Source organism: Sorangium sp. So ce693 (assembly GCF_051521375.1).
In the GTDB taxonomy this organism is placed as follows: domain Bacteria; phylum Myxococcota_A; class Polyangia; order Polyangiales; family Polyangiaceae; genus Sorangium; species Sorangium atrum.
The window spans coordinates 7,867,507-7,885,183 of record NZ_CP150347.1 but is presented as its reverse complement, the minus strand read 5'-3'; the positions used below and the strand labels follow the sequence as shown (position 1 = coordinate 7,885,183).

Annotated in this window: 14 protein-coding genes; 7 read left to right on the top strand and 7 right to left on the bottom strand. The window is 71.1% G+C overall.

The window, feature by feature from the left end; translation table 11 throughout:
• Positions 1 to 78 precede the first annotated feature (78 nt).
• Positions 79 to 648 carry a hypothetical protein gene (locus WMF14_RS29275; RefSeq protein ID WP_437791302.1) on the top strand — a complete coding sequence of 190 codons (570 nt, stop codon included), beginning with the start codon at positions 79 to 81 and terminating at the stop codon, positions 646 to 648.
• A gap of 54 nt (positions 649 to 702) precedes the next feature.
• On the opposite strand, the gene WMF14_RS29270 is transcribed toward WMF14_RS29275, so the two are convergent.
• Positions 703 to 1,722 carry a LysR family transcriptional regulator gene (locus WMF14_RS29270; RefSeq protein WP_437804319.1) on the bottom strand — a complete coding sequence of 340 codons (1,020 nt, stop codon included), beginning with the start codon at positions 1,720 to 1,722 and terminating at the stop codon, positions 703 to 705.
• A 203-nt stretch (positions 1,723 to 1,925) separates the two neighbouring features.
• Here WMF14_RS29270 and WMF14_RS29265 point away from each other — a divergent pair, with 203 nt between their 5' ends.
• On the top strand, positions 1,926 to 2,474 hold the full coding sequence (locus WMF14_RS29265) for an ester cyclase (RefSeq protein ID WP_272094192.1): 549 nt from the start codon (positions 1,926 to 1,928) through the stop codon (positions 2,472 to 2,474).
• A gap of 85 nt (positions 2,475 to 2,559) precedes the next feature.
• Here the strand turns inward: WMF14_RS29265 and WMF14_RS29260 are convergent, their stop codons facing one another.
• Entirely contained in the window at positions 2,560 to 3,276 is a 717-nt protein-coding gene (locus WMF14_RS29260; RefSeq protein WP_437791299.1) for a serine/threonine-protein kinase, read from the bottom strand.
• 523 nt (positions 3,277 to 3,799) lie between these two features.
• Entirely contained in the window at positions 3,800 to 5,074 is a 1,275-nt protein-coding gene (locus WMF14_RS29255) for a hypothetical protein (RefSeq protein ID WP_437791296.1), read from the bottom strand.
• 316 nt (positions 5,075 to 5,390) lie between these two features.
• Here WMF14_RS29255 and WMF14_RS29250 point away from each other — a divergent pair, with 316 nt between their 5' ends.
• Both WMF14_RS29250 and WMF14_RS29245 read left to right on the top strand, forming a co-directional pair.
• Entirely contained in the window at positions 5,391 to 6,002 is a 612-nt protein-coding gene (locus tag WMF14_RS29250) for a hypothetical protein (protein ID WP_272094189.1), read from the top strand.
• A gap of 120 nt (positions 6,003 to 6,122) precedes the next feature.
• On the top strand, positions 6,123 to 6,812 hold the full coding sequence (locus WMF14_RS29245) for a class I SAM-dependent methyltransferase (RefSeq protein WP_272094188.1): 690 nt from the start codon (positions 6,123 to 6,125) through the stop codon (positions 6,810 to 6,812).
• 38 nt (positions 6,813 to 6,850) lie between these two features.
• Here the strand turns inward: WMF14_RS29245 and WMF14_RS29240 are convergent, their stop codons facing one another.
• The 4 genes from WMF14_RS29240 to WMF14_RS29225 form a co-directional block, all read right to left on the bottom strand.
• Positions 6,851 to 7,999, bottom strand: a complete 1,149-nt coding sequence (locus WMF14_RS29240) for a hypothetical protein (protein ID WP_437791293.1) — start codon at positions 7,997 to 7,999, stop codon at positions 6,851 to 6,853.
• Between the two features lie 512 nt (positions 8,000 to 8,511).
• Positions 8,512 to 9,633, bottom strand: coding sequence for an aminotransferase class I/II-fold pyridoxal phosphate-dependent enzyme (locus WMF14_RS29235; RefSeq protein WP_437791290.1), 1,122 nt, complete (start codon positions 9,631 to 9,633; stop codon positions 8,512 to 8,514).
• On the bottom strand, positions 9,630 to 10,694 hold the full coding sequence (locus WMF14_RS29230; protein WP_437791287.1) for a cupin domain-containing protein: 1,065 nt from the start codon (positions 10,692 to 10,694) through the stop codon (positions 9,630 to 9,632). Before WMF14_RS29230 ends, WMF14_RS29235 begins: the two co-directional genes overlap by 4 nt.
• A 171-nt stretch (positions 10,695 to 10,865) precedes the next feature.
• Positions 10,866 to 11,876, bottom strand: coding sequence for a methyltransferase (locus tag WMF14_RS29225; protein ID WP_437323270.1), 1,011 nt, complete (start codon positions 11,874 to 11,876; stop codon positions 10,866 to 10,868).
• A 127-nt stretch (positions 11,877 to 12,003) separates the two neighbouring features.
• Between WMF14_RS29225 and WMF14_RS29220 the strand changes: the two genes are divergently transcribed.
• From WMF14_RS29220 to WMF14_RS29210, 3 genes are read left to right on the top strand one after another with little or no spacing between them, the layout of a single operon-like run.
• Complete coding sequence (locus WMF14_RS29220) at positions 12,004 to 12,918, top strand: phytanoyl-CoA dioxygenase family protein (RefSeq protein WP_437791285.1); 915 nt, start codon at positions 12,004 to 12,006, stop codon at positions 12,916 to 12,918.
• Positions 12,915 to 16,649: an ATP-binding cassette domain-containing protein gene (locus WMF14_RS29215; RefSeq protein WP_437791282.1), complete on the top strand. Its 3,735-nt coding sequence runs from the start codon at positions 12,915 to 12,917 to the stop codon at positions 16,647 to 16,649. Before WMF14_RS29220 ends, WMF14_RS29215 begins: the two co-directional genes overlap by 4 nt.
• The gene (locus WMF14_RS29210; RefSeq protein ID WP_437791279.1) at positions 16,646 to 17,668 is read left to right on the top strand and encodes a hypothetical protein; all 1,023 of its coding nucleotides are present in this window, start codon (positions 16,646 to 16,648) and stop codon (positions 17,666 to 17,668) included. The genes WMF14_RS29215 and WMF14_RS29210 overlap by 4 nt, the downstream gene beginning before the upstream one ends.
• The last annotated feature ends 9 nt before the right edge of the window (positions 17,669 to 17,677 follow it).

Sequence of the window (17,677 nt, the reverse complement as noted above, 5' to 3'; positions counted from 1 at the left end):
GGATCAGCGTGAAGGGCCGCTTCCTTGATGCGCAACGGAGCTTCACTTATGCTCGCTCGGCGGGGCGAGGAGACGACCATGTGGCAGCAAGAAGACACGGAGATCGCGCACGCCGAGAGCGTCCACGACGAGGCGCGAGGCATGCGCGGGGTCCGGTTCGTCATCGATATCGGGAACATCGACCCGCTCGACGCCGCCGCCGTGTGGTGGGATCAGCATGGCTGCGCGCGGGAGCTCTTCCCCGGGACCGCGTGCGAGATGCAGTCGGGATCGTACCGTGAGCCGCGCTTCGTCGTCCGGATGAGCGTGCCTCTCCCGGGCGTCGGTCACTTCACGCAGACGTCGCGCTTCTCTGCAGAGCGCGTCTCGCCCGAGGTCTTCGTCATCGTCGTCGATGCGTTCGAGGAGAACGTGCTGTGGACGAGGGGGCTCGGGACTTACCGCTTCTCGCCGGGCTCGGACGGCACGACGCTGATCGAGGTGACGAGCCTGTATGCGCCCAAGGTGCCGATAACGGTCCTGAATCAGGCGTCGCTGGCGGCGGCCCGCGCGCACCAGCGGCGCTACCTCTCGGGCCGGCGCCCGACGGACGAGGAGAGAGAGCAGTTCCTGTCGGCGATCGACGCGGGGCCTCAGGCCGACGCCTGAGGCGCGCCGCTCGTCCCGGCAGCGGCCCCGCCTCGCGCGCCGCGGGGCGGCTCCTCAGGCGCGCCGCTTGCCGCGAGGCGATGGCGGCGGTGAAGGCGGCTCCGCGCGCGGCGTCGACGCGGCCAGCACCGCGGCCTCGTGCGCGGCGAAGCGCCGCTGGAGGAAGTCGACGAACAGCCGAGCCCTCGCGGGCAGGAAGCGCCGGCTCGGGTAGATGACGTTCACGGCCGAGCCCGGCGCGGGCAGGTCGGTGAGCAGCGGGACGAGGCGCCCGGCGTCGATGTCGGCGGCGACGTCCCAGATCGACTTGAAGGCGAGGCCATGGCCGGCCACGGCCCAGTCGCGCACCAGGTCGCCGCTGTCGGCCACGAGCCGCCCCGAGGGCCGGACGGTGTGGAGCCCCTGCTCGGTGCGGAAGGTCCACGAGAGGGCGCGCATGCCCGGGCGCTGCAGCACGATGCACTCGTGCTCGGCCAGGTCTGCGATCGTGCGCGGCCGCCCGCGCCGCGAGAGGTAGGCCGGCGCGCCGCAGACCACGCGGCGGCTCCGGGCCAGCCGGCGCGAGACGAGGCGGGAGTCGGCCAGCGCGCCGATGCGCACGGCCGCGTCGACGCCGGCCTCGAACAGGTCCACCACGCGGTCCGACAGGCTGACGCGCACGCTGAGCCGCGGGTGCGCCGCCGCGAAGTCGGCCGCGGCCGGCCCCACCCACTGGCGGCCGAGATCCACCGGCGCCGCCACGTGCAGGAGGCCGCGCGCCTCGGCCTTTCCGGCGGTCACCGCGAGCTCGGCCTCGCTCACGTCGGCGAGGATGGCCATGCAGCGCTCGTGGTAGGTCGCGCCCTCGCCCGTGAGCGTGAGCCGCCGCGAGCTGCGCTGTAACAGGCGCACGCCGAGCGCCGCCTCCAGCCGCGTCATGCGCTTGCTCGCCACCGCCGGTGAGAACCCGAGCTCGCGCCCCGCCGCCGACAGGCTGCCGCTCGAGACGGCGCACACGAACAGCTGCATGTCCTCGAGCTCGACCATCGCGCGCACCTCGGCGAACCCCGGAAGGGTAGGCGCGCCGGCGAGCATCTTCAACTTTATCGAAAAGCTGGTTCGGTCGATGCGGTCGTTCTCCTTCGCAGGGGAAAGGATCAAGGTGTCCCTGTCGCCGCGCCGGGGCGGGCCTGGGGCCCGTCGCGCTCGGCGCTGCGCCCCGCCGTGCCGGCGGCGCCACCGGTCGGCTCGTGCGCGCCGACCGGCCGCCCGAGATCGCCGTTCGAAGGAGACACGTCATGAGAAAGCCCTTGTCGATAAGCGCCCTCTCCCTCTCGCTCTTCGCCGCCGCGAGCGCCTGCTACGTGCAGGGCGCCGGCGCGGAGGACCTGCCCGCGCCGCGGTCGATGGTCATCGACGCGAGCCTGCCCAGGGCCCAGGCGGACGCGGAGATCCTCGCGGCGCGCCGCTTTTACGCGTTCTGGAGCACCGGCGAGCCGCGCTACCTCGACGCGGCGATCGCGCCGACGTTCACCGACCGCACCTTGCCCAAGGGGCGCCCGCAGGGCCCCGAGGGCCCGGCGTTCGCGTCGACGAGCTTCCGCGCCGCGGTGCCGGACCTGAGCTGCGAGGTGGAGCAGCTGATCGTCGCCGGCGATCGCGTGGTGGCGCACCTGCGCTTCCGGGGCCGCTTCACCGGCGCCTTCGGCGACAGGAAGGGCGCCGGGCAGGCCGTGGACTTCATCGCCACAGACATCCTGCGCGTGCAGGACGGTCGCATCACCGACAACTGGCACATCGAGGACAACCTGACGCTGTTCCAGCAGCTCGGCGTCGTGGCGCAGTGACCGCCGAGGGGGGCGGAGCGGGCCTCGGCGATCGAGGGGCTTCCTCGCGCTGACGAGCGAGCACCCGGCGTACGCCGTCCGGGGATCACCGGGCCGAGCTGCTCTGTGACTGCTCGGCGGCTCGCCACCCCATCGCCTCGTTCGGCAAGGGGAGCCGCCCCGTGAGCGCTCGGTAGATCACGAGGCCGAGCGACCAGAGATCGGTGCGGTGATCCAGCGGCTTGCCGTCGAGCTGCTCCGGGCTCATGTACCAGAGCGTGCCGAGGATCTTGCCGGACGTGGAGATCGCCCCCGGCCCGAGCTCCTTCACGATGCCGAGATCCAGGAGCTTGATCCTCTCCTCCTCATCCTGGGAGGAGATGAAGATGTTCGCCGGCTTGATGTCCCGGTGCACGAGCCTGATCGCGTGCGCCTTCCGCAGCGCACAGGCGATCTGAGGAAGGAACGCGGCGACCTCCTGAACGGACAGCGTCCCGCGCCGCACGAGCCGCGCTTCGAGATCTTCCCCGTTCAGCAGCTCCATCACGATGTACGGCGTCGCGGCGTCGACGCCGAAATCCAGGATCCGTACGACATAGTCCGTCTCCGTGCCGAGCCGAGCCGCCGCCCTCGCCTCGCGCGCGAACCGCTCGCGCGCGCCTGCGTCCGAGGCATAGGTGTCCAGCATCAACTTCAGGGCTACCGGGCGCTCCAGGGCGAGATCCTGAGCATGCCAGATCGTCCCCATGCCGCCTGCCGAGATCCGTCGCTCCATCCTGTAGCGGCCGGCGACGAGCTCTGGAATCACGCTGTTACGGGTCATGGTGCCTCTCTCGCTCTGGCGAACGACGCGAGCCAGATGCATGTGAACCAGCGCCACGCGCGCCTGCGCGCGGCAGGCGCAAGGAAAGCAAGGCCGCCCCATCGAAGGGTGTGCGTTCCGTTCTCGATCGTGATGACTCGATGCGCCTCAGCGCGCTCCACGCCGTTCGAGGGGCGATATCGCCACCTCTGCCGTGGAGAGCGCGCTGGGCTGGGGGTGATCGGCGGGGGATGGAGAGCTGGTGATCCCGTCGCGTCGACCGGCGCGAGCGCTTCGGAGCGAGCCGAATCGGTGGTAGCGGTCGTTATTCGTTATTGGTAATTTGAACTTAGCAAGGAGTGTGCCCCGACGCGCGCGGCGGCCGAGGGCATGGTTCTGCGTACGTGGGATCCTTAGGCCGTTGAGGAGCTTCGCGTGGCGCGCGTCGGCGAGAGGATGGTGCGCGGCGCGGCTACGGGGTCTTTCGTCACATCGTGGCAAAACCATCGTAGCAAATTCGCCGGGAGCGCGATCGGGGCGCAGCTCACTTGGCCAGCTTGATCACCGACGCCGGCTGCTCCTCGGTGGCCCAGGTCGTCCAGTAGAGGGCGCCGCAGTCCTGGGCGAGATCCCGGATGTCCGCGCTGTCGGCGAGCGGCTCTGGCGCGCCGCCCGAGGTGCGCACCCGCTGGAGCTGCCCCTCGCGGCTGTACCAGTAGACAAAGGTGGAGTCCGCCAGCAGGCGCGTGGGGAAGTCCGTCGCCACGAGCGTCCCTGCGTCGGTGCCGTCCTTGTTCGCGGCGTGGATGGCGTAGCCGCTGATCCAGAAGATCCGGTCGCCGACAGCGATGTCTCCGGGGAGATCGCCGTCGTGGATGGGGATCGACGCGACGATCTCGGTCTGGCCGGGCTCCCCGAGCGCCATCCGCCGAACGGCGCTGTGCGTCCCGCCGGGCTCCAGCTCGGTCCAGTAGAGATGGGTGGCGTCCAGCGCGAGGCCTCCGACGTACGTGTCCCGGTCGAAGACGGAGAGGCCTGTCTGAGCGGTCGCGTCGGCCCGCGCCGCCCAGATGCGCTTCGGGACCTCGCGCGCGTCGGGATCCTGCTCGGGGTCCTCGATCATTCCGGTGATCCAGTAGACCCAGCCGCCGCCGGCCACGGGCCGCCGGTAGCCCGCCGCTCCCTGGGCGCTGGCGGCCGTCGAGACGGTGACGTTCCCCGTGAGCGGCATCCGGTACACGTCCGGCTCGGTCTCGTCGGTGATGAGCAGCGAGCCCTCCGTGCGCGCGAGCAGGGTCGCGAGCGAGTCGAGCACCACCAGCGGCTCGGTCGAGCCGGAAGCCGCCTTCTCGGTCGCGAAGATCGTGTTCCCATAGCCGCTCGCCCAGAGCACGCGCCCATCGTCCCCGTCCCCTTCCACCACGAGGCCGATCGCTTCGTGCTCCTCGTCGTTGGTCGTGGTGAGGACGACCGGCAGACACCTGCCCTGCTTGCAGGCGCCGCCGAGGCAGCTCCTGCCGGGAACACAGCAATTCTCCCGATCGGAGAGGTAATCGTGGTCGCCGTCGGCGGCCTGGCACGCGCCCGGCGCGCGCCCCGTGAACGGCTCGCTCGGGCACTCCGCAAGGGGCCCGCCGGCCGCGCCGCCCCCGCCGGCCCCGGCGCCCGCGGTGGCCCCTGCGCCCCCTGAGCTCCCTGCGCTGCTGGCCGCGGGATCGCCGCCGGCTTCCCCGTCGGGGATCCCCCAGATCGCGTTGCAGCCAAGCGCCGTGCTCAGGGCGGCGCACGCCGCCAGGCCGGTCCAATAGGTTTGTCGCATCTCGGTACTCTACCGCCGCGTGCTTGCGGTGGAGAAGCCGGACGCGCGCGCAATGTCATTTCCTGATCGACACGCGTCGACTCCCGTCGGCAGGAAGAAGGTCAACGCGCCGGCCCCGCTGCCACGGTTGGAATTTGGCGACCCCCTCGTCCACCATCGCGCGATTGCGTCGCGTGCGTCCGCATGCTTTCTAGTCTCTTCGTGAATCGCTCGCGCGGCGAACGCCGCGTGACCAACACCATGATGAAGAGGTACCTTGTATTATCACAACAATTCGCTTCGATTGGTCGTTTGCCTGGCTCTCGGGATCTCGGCGGTGGCTTGCTCCGATGACGATTCCACGGGCACCGGCGGCGGCGCCGCCTCCAGCACGACCAACAGCGGCAGCAGCTCGAGCCAGGCCAGCAGCGGCAGCGGCTCCAACCAGGGCGGCGGCGGCGCTGGCGAGGGCGGCGGCGGCGCGGCGGCCGGCACCGGGGGCGAGGGCGGCGGCGGCGCGGCGGCCGGCACCGGGGGCGAGGGCGGCGGCGGCGCGGCGGCCGGCACCGGGGGCGAGGGCGGCGGCGCGCCTCCGAGCGATCCCGCCTGCGGCGCCGACACGGCGGCGTTCGCTGACGTGGCGCCGATCCTGGCGAGGAGCTGCGCGAACCAGTACTGCCATGGCAACGCCGGCGCACCGTCCGGCGGGCTCGACCTCCGCGCGAGCGCGGCCGTGGGCAAGCTCGTCGATCAGGACAGCGCGTCTTGCTCCCGCGAGCAGGCGCTCGTCGTGCCATTCAAGCCGAGCAGCAGCTATCTCATGAACAAGCTGAAGGAGGTCGGCCTGTGCGACCCTGACGAGAGCAGGATGCCGCCGACCGCACCCTTGCCCGCGGCCGATATCAAGACGATCAACGACTGGATCTGCGCGGGCGCTCCCGCCCGCTGAGCGCTGCCCCCGCTCAGCGCCGGCGCGCGCCCGCGATCGCCGCGCGCTGCTCGACGGTCAGAGCTGCGTGGAGGAATTGATTCTGGAGCCGGCGCTGCGAACTGTGTATCGTACGTGGCCATGAGATTACAGCGCGTCCTCGAGCCCGAGGTGATGGATTCGGAACAAGAAGCGGGCGACTACGACGCTATCGACAACCGCGAGGTGAACGAGCAGTTCTGCGCTGATGTGCTCGCGGTCGCCCCTGCTCCGCGGAGAGCCCTCGACGTGGGGACGGGCACCGCGCTCATCCCGATCGCGCTCTGCCGTCGCGCGGCGGGCGTGCACGTCGTGGCCATCGACATGGCGGATTCGATGCTCGCCCTGGCGCGACGCAACGTCGAGCGGGCGGGGCTGGCATCCCGCATCGAGCTCGCCCGGCGCGACGCCAAGGACACCGGCTACCCGCGCGGGTTTGATCTCGCTCTGTCCAACAGCATCGTCCACCACATCCCGGAGCCCCTCGAGACGCTGCGCGAGATGGTCCGCGTCGTCGAGAGCGGGGGTGTCGTGTTCGTGCGCGATCTGGCGCGCCCACCGTCGGATGCGGACGTGCTCCGCCTGGTCGAGATGCACGCCGAGGTCCCGGATGGCGTCCCTGCCCCGGAGCGTAACGTGTATCTCCGCCAGCGCGCCCTCTTCGAAGCCTCGCTCCGCGCCGCGCTCACGGTCGAAGAGGTGAACGAGCTGATTCGCGAGCTGCCGTTCTCGTCGGTGGATCTCCGCATGACGAGCGATCGTCATTGGACCCTGGTCGGGCGGGTCCGCTGAGCCGACCGCGGCGCAGCGGCCGTCACGCTGTCACGGCGTCACATCACCCCAACGACAGCTGACCCGGCCCGCAGGCGCATCTTCGCCTGGTACTCGTCGAGCACGAAATCGAGCTGCTCGTACGACTCGAAGAGATAGTACTGCGCCTGATGATCCGAGAAGTGGATGTCCTTCTCGATGACCGCTATCGAGAACGGGCGGATGTCGGCCCCTGGCTCGTACAGGGCGGCGCACTCCGAGAGGGAGGAGAGCAGCCCCGCTCCGAGGACCCGGTACGAATCGCGCGTCCCGATGAGCCCGAACTCGATGCTCCACAGGAAGACGCGCGCGAGGTGCGTGAGCTCCGAGGGGTTCGCGAGCAGGTGGCGCTGCACGCGGTCGACCTCCGCCTCGGCGGCGGCGACGAGGTCGCGCGGGGCATCGGGGTCGCTCTTCAGCGCGCCCATCCGGCGGTTCGCCAGGTAGAGCGCGTGGTCCCAGGGGGACGCCTCGGCGCGAGCCGTCATGGCGGCCAGGCGCTGGAGGTACCGCTGGTAGGGGGCATGAAAGAGCAGCGGGAGGTGACCAAAGATGTCATGCACGAGATCCGGCGTAGGAGAGAAATCGATGTGCGCCATGTGCCGAACGTTGCGCGACATGGGGAATATCCGGTTCGCGATGAGCTCCGCGTAGACGGGGGCGGGGATGTAGCCCTCGACGCACACGGCCATCCATCCTGTCGGCGCGAGCTTCGCATTGATGGCCTCGAGCGTGGGGATCCGCTCCTGGTCGAGCCCGAGGTCCTTGAGACCCGCGATGTACGGCTCGTAGAGCCGCTCTGCGTACTGCTCCACGGCCTGCAGGTTCCTGCGCACGAGCGTGCGCCAGACGAGGTGCTCTGTCTCGGTATATTGTTCGTGCCGCTGCGGCATCACGAAGTCGCGCGCGCTCGCTGGTACGCGGCGCGTGGCGAGCCAAGCGGGCGCCCCCGCCGACGGCCGGAGGCGCTCGCCCCCCTGGAGGGGCGCGTCGCTCGCCAGCGAGGAGGCGGCGCGGCTCGCCCCCGCGTCGTACCGCGACAGCGCGGCCGACCCGACGATGCGTCGGGCGAGCTCGCCGCAGGAGCCGTGCGTACGAGCGGTGAGTCGACGTTCGGTCGTGCCGGTCCGGGTCAGGCCGATAGAATGGTTGACGGATGCCGACCTCACAGCGAGACAGCGAGCCTCACTCTGGGTTACATGAGCGGTGGTGTGCGTGCCGATCCGTGATTTCGTTGTCATCGACCTATGCTCTCTTTCGGTCCAGTGGGGCACCCCGCGCAGACACACGACCGCGTCGATCTCACCAGCAGAGACGCGCCCGTGAGGCGCCCGCTAGATCGACTCGGTCGCGCAGCTGGGGACTCGCTGAAGCAAGTTGATGGGTGGCCGCTGGCGCGTGCATGATTGTTGTGCACGCCCCATGCCAGGAGAGCGCCGGCGGGTACGCCCGCCGCGGCGGTCGAGGTCCACGGAGGAACCCAGGTGACGTGCGCTCCGGCGCGCTGGAGTCCGCGTGAAACGCGCGCTGGCCGCCGCATGCGACACCGACTGGCCGGCCAGTGGCCGGTCGTCCTGTGTGCCGGCGCAGCTGGCACGACGCAGGGCGTTGGCGTCACATCCTCGGCCTCGATTCCGCAGGAATCAGCCGACGCCGCCGTTCGTGCCGGCGCGTGCCGCGGTCAGCCGTGGGCCTGGAGAAACGAGAGGAGGCGCGCGTCGTTGTCCGGCCGACCCATGGAAACCTTCAGGGTTCCCGGGACATGCGCGTGCGCATTCGCAGCGAAGACGTCCGGCTCCCGCTCCAGCGCGGCGTACACCGCATCAGGGCGGCGGAGCCGGACGAGGACGAAGTTGGTGGATGTGGGATACACATACTCGACAGCCGGCGAGCGCGTGAGTGCGGCCACGAGAGCGGCTCGCTCGGCCCGTAGCCGGGCCAGCACGGCGCGGAGCTCGCCGACGCGATGGAGCTCCCGGGCCAGCGCGGCCTGGACGGGGGCCGTGCAGGCGAACGGGTCCTGGACGATGCGCAGCGTGTGGACCACGTCTGGGGCGGCGATCACCACGCCCGCCCGCAGGCCCGCGAGCCCCCACGCCTTCGAGAACGTCCTCAGCACGACGAGGTTCGGGTACCGGGAGACGAGCCGCGCGAACGAGCCGACATCCGCGAGCTCCACGTACGCTTCATCGACCACGACGAGCCCGCGCGAGCGCTGGACGAGCTCGAGCACCTGCTCGGCCGCGACCGTCGTCCCGACGGGGTTGTTGGGCGTGCACACGAACGTGAGCTTCGCGCCGAGCGCCGACATCGCCTCTGTCCTGAGCACGTTGAAATCGCGCCCCTCGAGCGGGACATCCACGACCTCGACGCCGTGGAACCTGGCGTACTGGGCGAAGGCGGGGAACGTCGGCGTCGATACGCACACGCGGTCCTCGCCGGGCTCGCAGAAGCAGCGGACGAGCAGGTCGATCCCGGCGATGGAGCCCGCCGTGAACAAGACCCCCTCCGGGTCGATGGAGGCTCGGCCCTCCACCATGGAGGGGCCAGCCTCCATGGAGGGGCCAGCCTCCATGGAGGGGCCAGCCTCCATGGACGGGCGAGCCTCCTCCAGGAGGTCGACGACCACGGCGTACCTCCGCGCGAGCTCGACCGGGACCGGGCACGGATAGGGTGCCCATTGCCCTCCATGTGGGTTGGTGAAGAGCCGCTCCGTGATGCCAGGCCGGTAGCCTGTGATGATGGGCGCCAGGCCGGCGTCCGCGAGCGTCCTCCGCGCGAGCGGTGAGCCGCGCTGGCTCAACCGGCCGCCTCGGCGAGCTCGGCCATCCGCGCGGTGAGCGCGTTCAGCATGTCCCACCCTTCCTTCTGGATGCGCAGGCACCGCGCGTAGGCAGCCGGCGAGAGCCCTTTCAACACCTCCAGCCCCATCTCGAGGTGGCCGTCGTCCGCGAGGTCATGTACGGCGAAGTGGTCTGTCTCGTTGAACTTCGCCATAATGGGGTGGGCAACCCGGTGAAAGACCGTCGCGGCGCCCTCGAGGACGAGGTGCACGAGCACGGTCTTCTCCGCGTCGTCGATCGACAGCATCTTGGAGGCGAACCACGCCGAGCAAGCCTCGAGCAGCGGATCCCACACCGGCGTCCCCTTGCCATGCCGGCTCGCGGCGAGGTTCTCGTCGTGGCCGTACTCGCCCGCGAAATGCTGGCGCGCCAGGGCCAGATAACGCTCGTCGCGGCCGAACACCATGCGGCTCATGATGACCTTCTGGAAGTAGCCGGACCACACCTGGATGGTGTCGATCAGCCGCCCGCGTTGCGCGGCGTCGTTGACGCGCTCGCTCTCGACGAAGCGGAAGATCGCGTTGGACTTGTGCTCTTCCATGTACTGGTCGTTGCGGCGCAAGAGCTCCTCGTACTGAGATGCGCTCTCGTCCTTGAACGAGACGAGCGCGTCGTCGGGGCGCTCGTAGAGCCCGCGCGCCTCGAACTGGATGGACAGCGCCCAGTAGCCGTGCGTGCCCGCACCCACGAAGCCGTGAGCGCAGCCCCGCGGGATGGCGACGACATCGCCCTCGAGGAGCTCGGTCGTGACGTCCCCGAACATGCGACCCTGACCGGCACACATGACGATCATCGTCTCGATGGGGTGCTCATGGGCGTCGAGCGTCTCGCCGGGCTCGAGGTGGACCCACGCCATCGAGAGGCGTGTGTTGTCAGGGATGAACTGGGAGAGGACCGGATCCCGGCGGAAGTCCTTGTGGAGGCCGAGCCCGTGCTCCTTTCCATCGACGATGACAGAGCGGAGCGTCGGGATGGCCTCGCGCCGGATCACGGTGACCTTGTTCAACGTTCTCTTGCTCATGTGTTCTTCTCTCTCGCGACGCCCTCGACAAGCTGCCCTGATGGCTCCTCGATCGCGGGCGTGCACAGGCGGTCGCGGATGTCCTGCTGATTGAAAACGTGCTCGACCTCCCCCGAGGCCCCGCTACCTTCGCGAGGCCAGCGCCGCGCGGGGCGACGCGTTGACCGCGGCTCAAGCGCGCAGACCCTCGATGATGTCGAAGCCGGACGCGAGCGCCACGCAGCGGGTCAGCTCGAGGCCGGAGGCCTCGTAGAGGCGAGCGTATTCGGCCCGCGTGCGCTCGCGTCCCCCCGTCATCACGAGCATGTTCACGTCGACGAGCTTGCTCCAGTGGTACCCGTCATGATCCGGGATGACGCGCTCGAGGACGAGGAGCTTGCCGCCTCGAGGCAGCGCCGCGGCGCACCGCGAGAGGATCCGGACGCACTGCTCGTCGGTGCACATGTGGAGCACGCTCTTCATCGTGCACAGCTCCATGGCGGGAACGGACTCCTCCGCGTTGCCATGAACGATGCTCACCCGGTCCGCCACACCCAGGCTCCGGAAGTTGTCCGGCGCGCCGCGGACCGAGATGGGCAGGTCGAAGAGGACGCCGCGCAGCCCGGGGAGCTTGGCAAGGATGGTCGCGAGGAAGATGCCATACCCGCCGCCCACGTCCGTGATCGTCGAGACGCCGGTGAAATCGTACGCCTCCGCCGTCTCACGCGCCGCGCGGGTCGTGATCTCATGCCAGCCTTGGTGGAAGAGCTCTGCCGTGACGGGCTGCTCCGGAAGCCACTCGAAGAGCGGCTTGCCGCGTCGCCGATCGAAGGCGCAGCGCCCGGTCCGGACGGACTCGAGGAGGTCCCCCCACGTCTGGTAGACCTCGCCGCCGGAGAACATCCGAATCTCCTTGGCCATGGACTGCTCGTGATCGGAGCGCAGGTAGGCTCCGACGGGCGTCAGGGAGACTCGGCCTTCCGCGTCGCGCGCGAAGAGATCGACGGACACGAGCAGCCGAAGGAGGCGCTCGGTCGCGTCGGCGTCGGTGCCGAGCTGCTGGGCGAGCTCCGCCGCCGTCCGCGGGCCTCCGGCCAGCGCGTCCGCGATGCCCAGGTTGACGGCAGCATAGAGCGCACACGAGAAATAATAGCCATGGGCAGCGAGACGGAGCGCGTCTCTGTCGGGTAGCTTGGGGAGCATGGGCTTTGGCTTTCTTCAGGGCGCCGCTGCGTTCTGGGTGCGCGTTGGCTCGCAACCCTTGCCGCGCGTCCGCTTCCCCGCTTATGTTATCGCGGCAGAAGAGCGCTAGGAAGGGATCAAGTGACCGATGAACTCACGACCGGCGACGACCGACACCACGGCGGACTCGCGCGATACGAGCGGCAAGATCCAGCGGGCGCTCGCGCAGCCAGCGCTGTTTGACGGTGGGCCCCGGCGTGTTCCCCTCCAGCAGGCGGTCGCGCCGCTTCGCGACGAGGCCGCGAAATACCTCGTGGAGCGGGGATTCACGAGCCGACCCCTTCCCCTGGAGGAGCTGCACGACCACGTCTCGGCGGAGGACCAGGCCTGGACGGCGGAGAGGCTGAGTCGCCCTTCCTGCGAGATCGCCAGCGCCTCACCCGGCCTGCTCGCCGCATACCACGACGTCGTGCGGCTCGTCGCGCGGGAGGTGCTCGGCTTCGACGTCGTCTTCGAGCGCGATCCGCCGCTCCGCTTTCACTTCCCCGTGCCGGCTCCCCAGCGCTTCCGCGCGCCGGACGGCAGCCTGCTCACCCACCACTCGGACATCCTGCTGGGAGACTACTTCGAGCAAATCAACATCTGGCTCCCGCTGACGGACGCCGCGGGATCGGCCAGCCTCCTGGCGACGCCGTTCGAGACCAGCATCGAGGTGCTGCGCGCCTTCGCGGCGAGCGTCGGCTACGATTTCGAGCGCTTCCGCACGGGGCGCACCGCGTTCTATGAGCTGCTCGTCTCGGACGACGCGCTCCGCGGCAAGCTCTCCGCTGCGTGCCTTCCGGTGCCCGTGCGGTGGGGCGATCTGCTGATGTTCGATCCCCGCGTGGTGCACGGGACGGCGGAGAACCGCGAGGGCACGACCCGCGTGAGCATCGACTTTCGCGTGGTCCCCCTGGACGCGTACGAGCGCCTCGTCGCCGAGGACGCGGGAAAGCACACGATCGAAGGGCACGTCGCGGTGCGAGGGGGCTTCTACGACGAGCGCTCCGCCTTCCAGCTATGACCGCTGCCGCGGAAGACGCCCGGCGCTCCCCGGCGCCCTCGCGCCTGCCCCCCGACGCGCGCTCCCCGATCGCGTCTCGCCTCGTGTTCGCGTGGGTCGGGCCGCTCCTCGACCGCGCGGCGTCGAGGACGCTCGCCGCTGAAGATCTCTTCGATCTTCACGAGAAGGAGGCGCCGCGCCGGTCGACGGCCGCCCTCGAGGAGGCGCTCCGCCGGCACGGCGGGCGCCTCGGGCGAGCGCTCCTCTCGACGGCGGGGCCGACCATCGCGCTGGCGCTCGGCCTCGGGCTCGCCCACGCGGCGTCGAGCGTGTCGCTCCCGGGCGTGCTCGAGCGCTTCCTCCAGTGGCTGGAGACGCCCGACGCGCCGGTCCGCGAGGGCCTTCTGCTGACCGCCGCCCTGTTCCTCGGGAGCGTCTGCGCCTGGGGGCTGCTCCACCACTGCTTCTTCGTCCTCGGCAAGATGACGTTCCGCGTGCGCGCGGCGCTCACGGGCATCACGTTCCGCAAGCTCCTCCGGGCGGCCCCGCGCGCCCGTCACGGCGGCTCTCTGGGCACGGTCGTCAACCTGGTATCGAACGACGTCATCCGGGCCAGCACGGCGATCGAGGACGCCGCCCTCATCGTCATCTCGCTGAGCATCATCGTGCTCGCGGCGCTCCTGCTCTACTCGCTCGTCGGCGCCGCGAGCGTGATGGGCATCCTCGCCCTCGCGGCGATGACGCCCATCACGAACCGCCTCGCGCGCGCCCTCGAGCGCGTGTCGAGCGAGCTCGCGCAGAAGACGGATCATCGGCTGGGGCTCCTCTCGGACGCGCTCCGCGGGATCCGCGCGCTGAAGCTGAACGGCTGGGAGGACGTGCTGCTCGCCCGCGTGGAGGAGGCGCGGCGCGGGGAGCTCCGGCTCCTCGATCGCAAGGCGTTCGGCCTCGCGGCGCTCAACGTCGTCTTCCAGACCGGGCCGATCCTGGTCGCCCTCGTCACGTTCGCCGTCCACGCCGCGCTCGGCGGCGCCCTGGACGTGCCGATCGTGATGTCGACGATCGCCGTCCTCGGCATCCTCCGGCCGCCGCTCCTCTTCCTGCCGCGTCTCCTCATGTCGGTCATCGAGGGCCGCGTCGCGCTCCAGCGGATCGAGGCGTTCTTCGCCATCGAGGAGCTCGCGCCCGCGGCGCCGGCGGTGGCCCCCCCGGGGACCGTGCGGCTCGAGCGCGCGGACGTGTCGTGGGCAGGCGCGCCGGTCCTGCGGCAGATCGACCTCCGCCTCGCGCCGGGAGAGCTCGTCGCCGTCGTCGGGGCGGCCGGCAGCGGCAAGACGACGCTGCTCACGGCCATCGCGGGCGAGGCCACCTTGCTCGCCGGCCAGCGGGAGGTCTCGGGGCGCATCGCCTTCGCGCCGCAGGAGCCGTGGGTGCTCGGCGAGTCCATCCGCGACAACGTCCTCTGCGGAGCGCCCCTGGACGACGGGCGGTACAGGCGCGTCCTCGCCGCCGCTGGGCTCGACGTCGACGTACGAGATCGCCCGGGCGGCGACACCACGGCCGTGGCGGACGCCGGAGCGAGCCTGTCGGGCGGGCAGCGCCAGCGCGTCAGCTTCGCCCGCGCGGCGTACGCGGACGCGGAGGTCGTCCTCCTCGACGACCCGCTGAGCGCGCTCGACGAGCGGCTCGCCGATCAGGTCTTCGAGCGCGCTGTGCTGGGCGAGATGGCAGGCCGGACGCGCGTCCTCGCGACGACCCGCCTGCACTACGCCCGGCGCGCGGACCGCGTGGTGGTGCTCGACGGGGGGGCGATCGTGGAGCAAGGCCGCCCGGACGATCTCCTGCGCGCCGGGGGAGCGTTCGCCCGCCTCGACGAGATCGCGCGGGCCACCGCGTCCGCCGGGCCCGCGGAGGAGGTCCGCGCCGCGAGGGGCGGCGTCGTGTCCCAGGACGGCGCGCCGCCGGCCAGCGGGGACGACGGGCGCGCCGCGCCGGCGCCGTCGGGTGAGGACGAGGAGGCCGCGGGCGACGAGGAGCGGGCGGCGGGCGCCGTGCCATTGGACGTGTACCGCGACTACCTGCGCTCCATGGGCCCCCTGGGCTTCGCGGCCGCGGTGGCCGTGCTCTTTATCCTGCGTGAGCTGCTCGCCGTCGGCGGCGACGCCTGGCTGGCGCTCCGCTCCGGCGCCCCCGGCACGCCCGCGCGCGCCGTCGTCGAGGGATATGCCCTGTTCGGGGCGCTGGCGGCGATCGCCACGTTCGCGCGCTCGCTGATCGTCGCGCGCGGAGGCGTCGAGGCGGCCAGGCGATGGCACGACAGGCTGCTGAGCGGCGTCGCGCACGCGCCCTTCGCGTTCTTCGACGCGACGCCCATCGGCCGGGTGTTGAACCGCTTCACCCGCGATCAGCGCGCCGTGGACACGGCCGTGGTCCCTGCCGCCCTCGACACGCTCAACGTCCTCTTCGCGCTCGCCTCCGCGCTGGCCGTCGTGGTCGTGAGCTCGCCTTATGCGCTGCTCGTGCTCGCGCCGCTCCTCGCCGTGTACCTGCGGGTGCAGCGGCGCTTCCGCCTGGCGTCGCGCGAGGTCGCGCGCCTCGACGCGGTGGCTCAGGCGCCCCTCCTGTCGAGCGTCGAGCAGGTGTGGGTGGGCCTCCCGTGCGTCCGGACCCTCCGTCGCGAGGGCCATTTCGACGCGCGCTTCTTCGCGCGCGTCGAAATGGCCCAGCGCACCGCGTACGCGCAGCTCGGGCTGGAGCGCTGGCTCTCCTTCAACCTGGACGCCCTCGGGGCCGTGCTCCTGGGGACCACGGCGCTGCTCACCATCGCCCTGCGTGGGTGGGGGTCGTTGGCGCTGGGGAGCCTGGCCGTGACGTACGTGCTCACCATCACGAGCAGCCTCCAGCGCGCGGTGCATGCCAGCGCGGAGCTGGAGATCAGCATGACGGCGCTCGAGCGCGTGCGGGAGTTCTCGCGGCTCGCCCCCGAGGCTCGCGGGGCATCCGCCGCGGAGACGACCTGGCCGATGGAGGGGAGCGTCGAGTTCGATCGTGTCGAGCTCGCCTATCGAGATGGCCTCGTCCCCGCGCTGCGCGGCGTCTCGTTCACCGCGCGTCCCGGGGAGAAGATCGGCGTCGTGGGGCGGTCGGGCTCGGGGAAGAGCAGCCTCGTGGCGGCGCTGCTGCGGACCGCGCCCATCCAGGCCGGCCGGATCCTGGTGGAAGGAGTCGATATCATGAGCGTGCCGGTCGACGCGTTGCGCTCGCGTCTCACCGTCGTGCCGCAGGACCCGGTGCTGTTCGGCGGGACCTTGCGTACGAACCTCGATCCGCGGGGCCAGCACGATGACGAGGCCCTCTGGCGCGCCCTCTCCAGCGCCGGCGTGCGGGACGCGCTCTCGGCGCAGGGGATCGGGCTCGACAGCGACATGGGCGGGCATGCGGCCCGGCTCGGCGCCGGCCATCGCCAGCTCGTGTGCCTGGCGCGGGCGCTCCTCCGCGGCTCGCGCGTCGTGGTGCTCGACGAGGCGACCGCCAGCGTCGACGTCGAGAGCGAGGGGCGCCTCCTCGACGCGCTCGATACCGCGCTGTCCGACACCACCGTGATCATCATCGCGCATCGCCTCGAGGCGCTCCGCGGCGTCGACCGGGTCCTCATCATGGATCGCGGCGAGGTCGTGAAGGTCGTCAACGCCGCGGGCGCGGCGCAAGCCGTGCTGCCGGCGCTCGCGCCCTTCGTCGAAGGTGACGCGTGACCGGCCAGCCCGGAGCGGCGACGCTGCTGGAGTCCGAGCTGGCGCTCGGGGTCTTCGAGGCGCTGTTCGTGCGCCTCTACGAGCTCTCCGGGCCGGCGCTGCCGCTCCAGCAGATCATGCACTGGGTCCGTCGGTTCCAGGTCGATTGCCCTGCCGTGGACCACGAGCGGACGCTGGTCTTCGGCGGTTATTTCTACAACTTCTCGAGCGTGGCGCCGTCGGCGGACGCCATCGCCGAGGCGCGCGCGCGGGCGCGCGCGCTGGGGGCCGCGCAGCTGCTCGTGCCCACCGTGCGCCGCACCTCGGACAGGGCGGCGCTCCGCGAAGCCGGGTTCCTCGCGCTCCCGTGGTTCATCGAGGCGATCGTCGATCTGCGCGATGGGGTGGACGCCGCGCTCGCCGAGCGCCTCTCCTTGCACCAGCGCAAGGAGCTCGCGCGCCTCGTGCGGCGCGCCGAGGAGACCTATGACCTCGTGTTTCTGGAGGGCGAGGAGGCGCTGCGCGACCCGGCAGCCATGCGCGAGGTGGCGCGGCTGCACGGCATGAACATCGAGAAGTACGGGCACGCGCGGAACTTCTACGACGAAGGTACGCTCGCGGCGATCGCGGCGTCCGCGCTCGGCCCGCACCTGCTGCTCTGCCTGCGTCGCGAGCGCGCGACCGGCGAGGCGGTGCAGGCGTCCGTGAACTTCATCGACAGGACGAGGGGCCAGCTCTTCCAGATGGTGCAGGGGATCGATCGCGCGAGGGTGCCGGGCGGCCAGAACCTCTACATCGCCGAGACGCTCCAGATGTACCGGCTGGCGGAGCGGGCGGGCCTGCGGGAGGTCCACCTCGGGCGAGGTGGCCACCCGGCCAAGCGCAAGCTCGGCGCGAACCGTTTCCGCCTCCTGGAGAACTGGGTATACGCGCCCGCCGCCGCGCGCGCGGAGCTCACGACCCTGCGCGCGGCGGCCGTCCAGGCGCTCGGCCTGGACGACGACGAGGCGCGCGCGGCCGGCGATTTCACGCTCGAGTGAAGAGCCCCG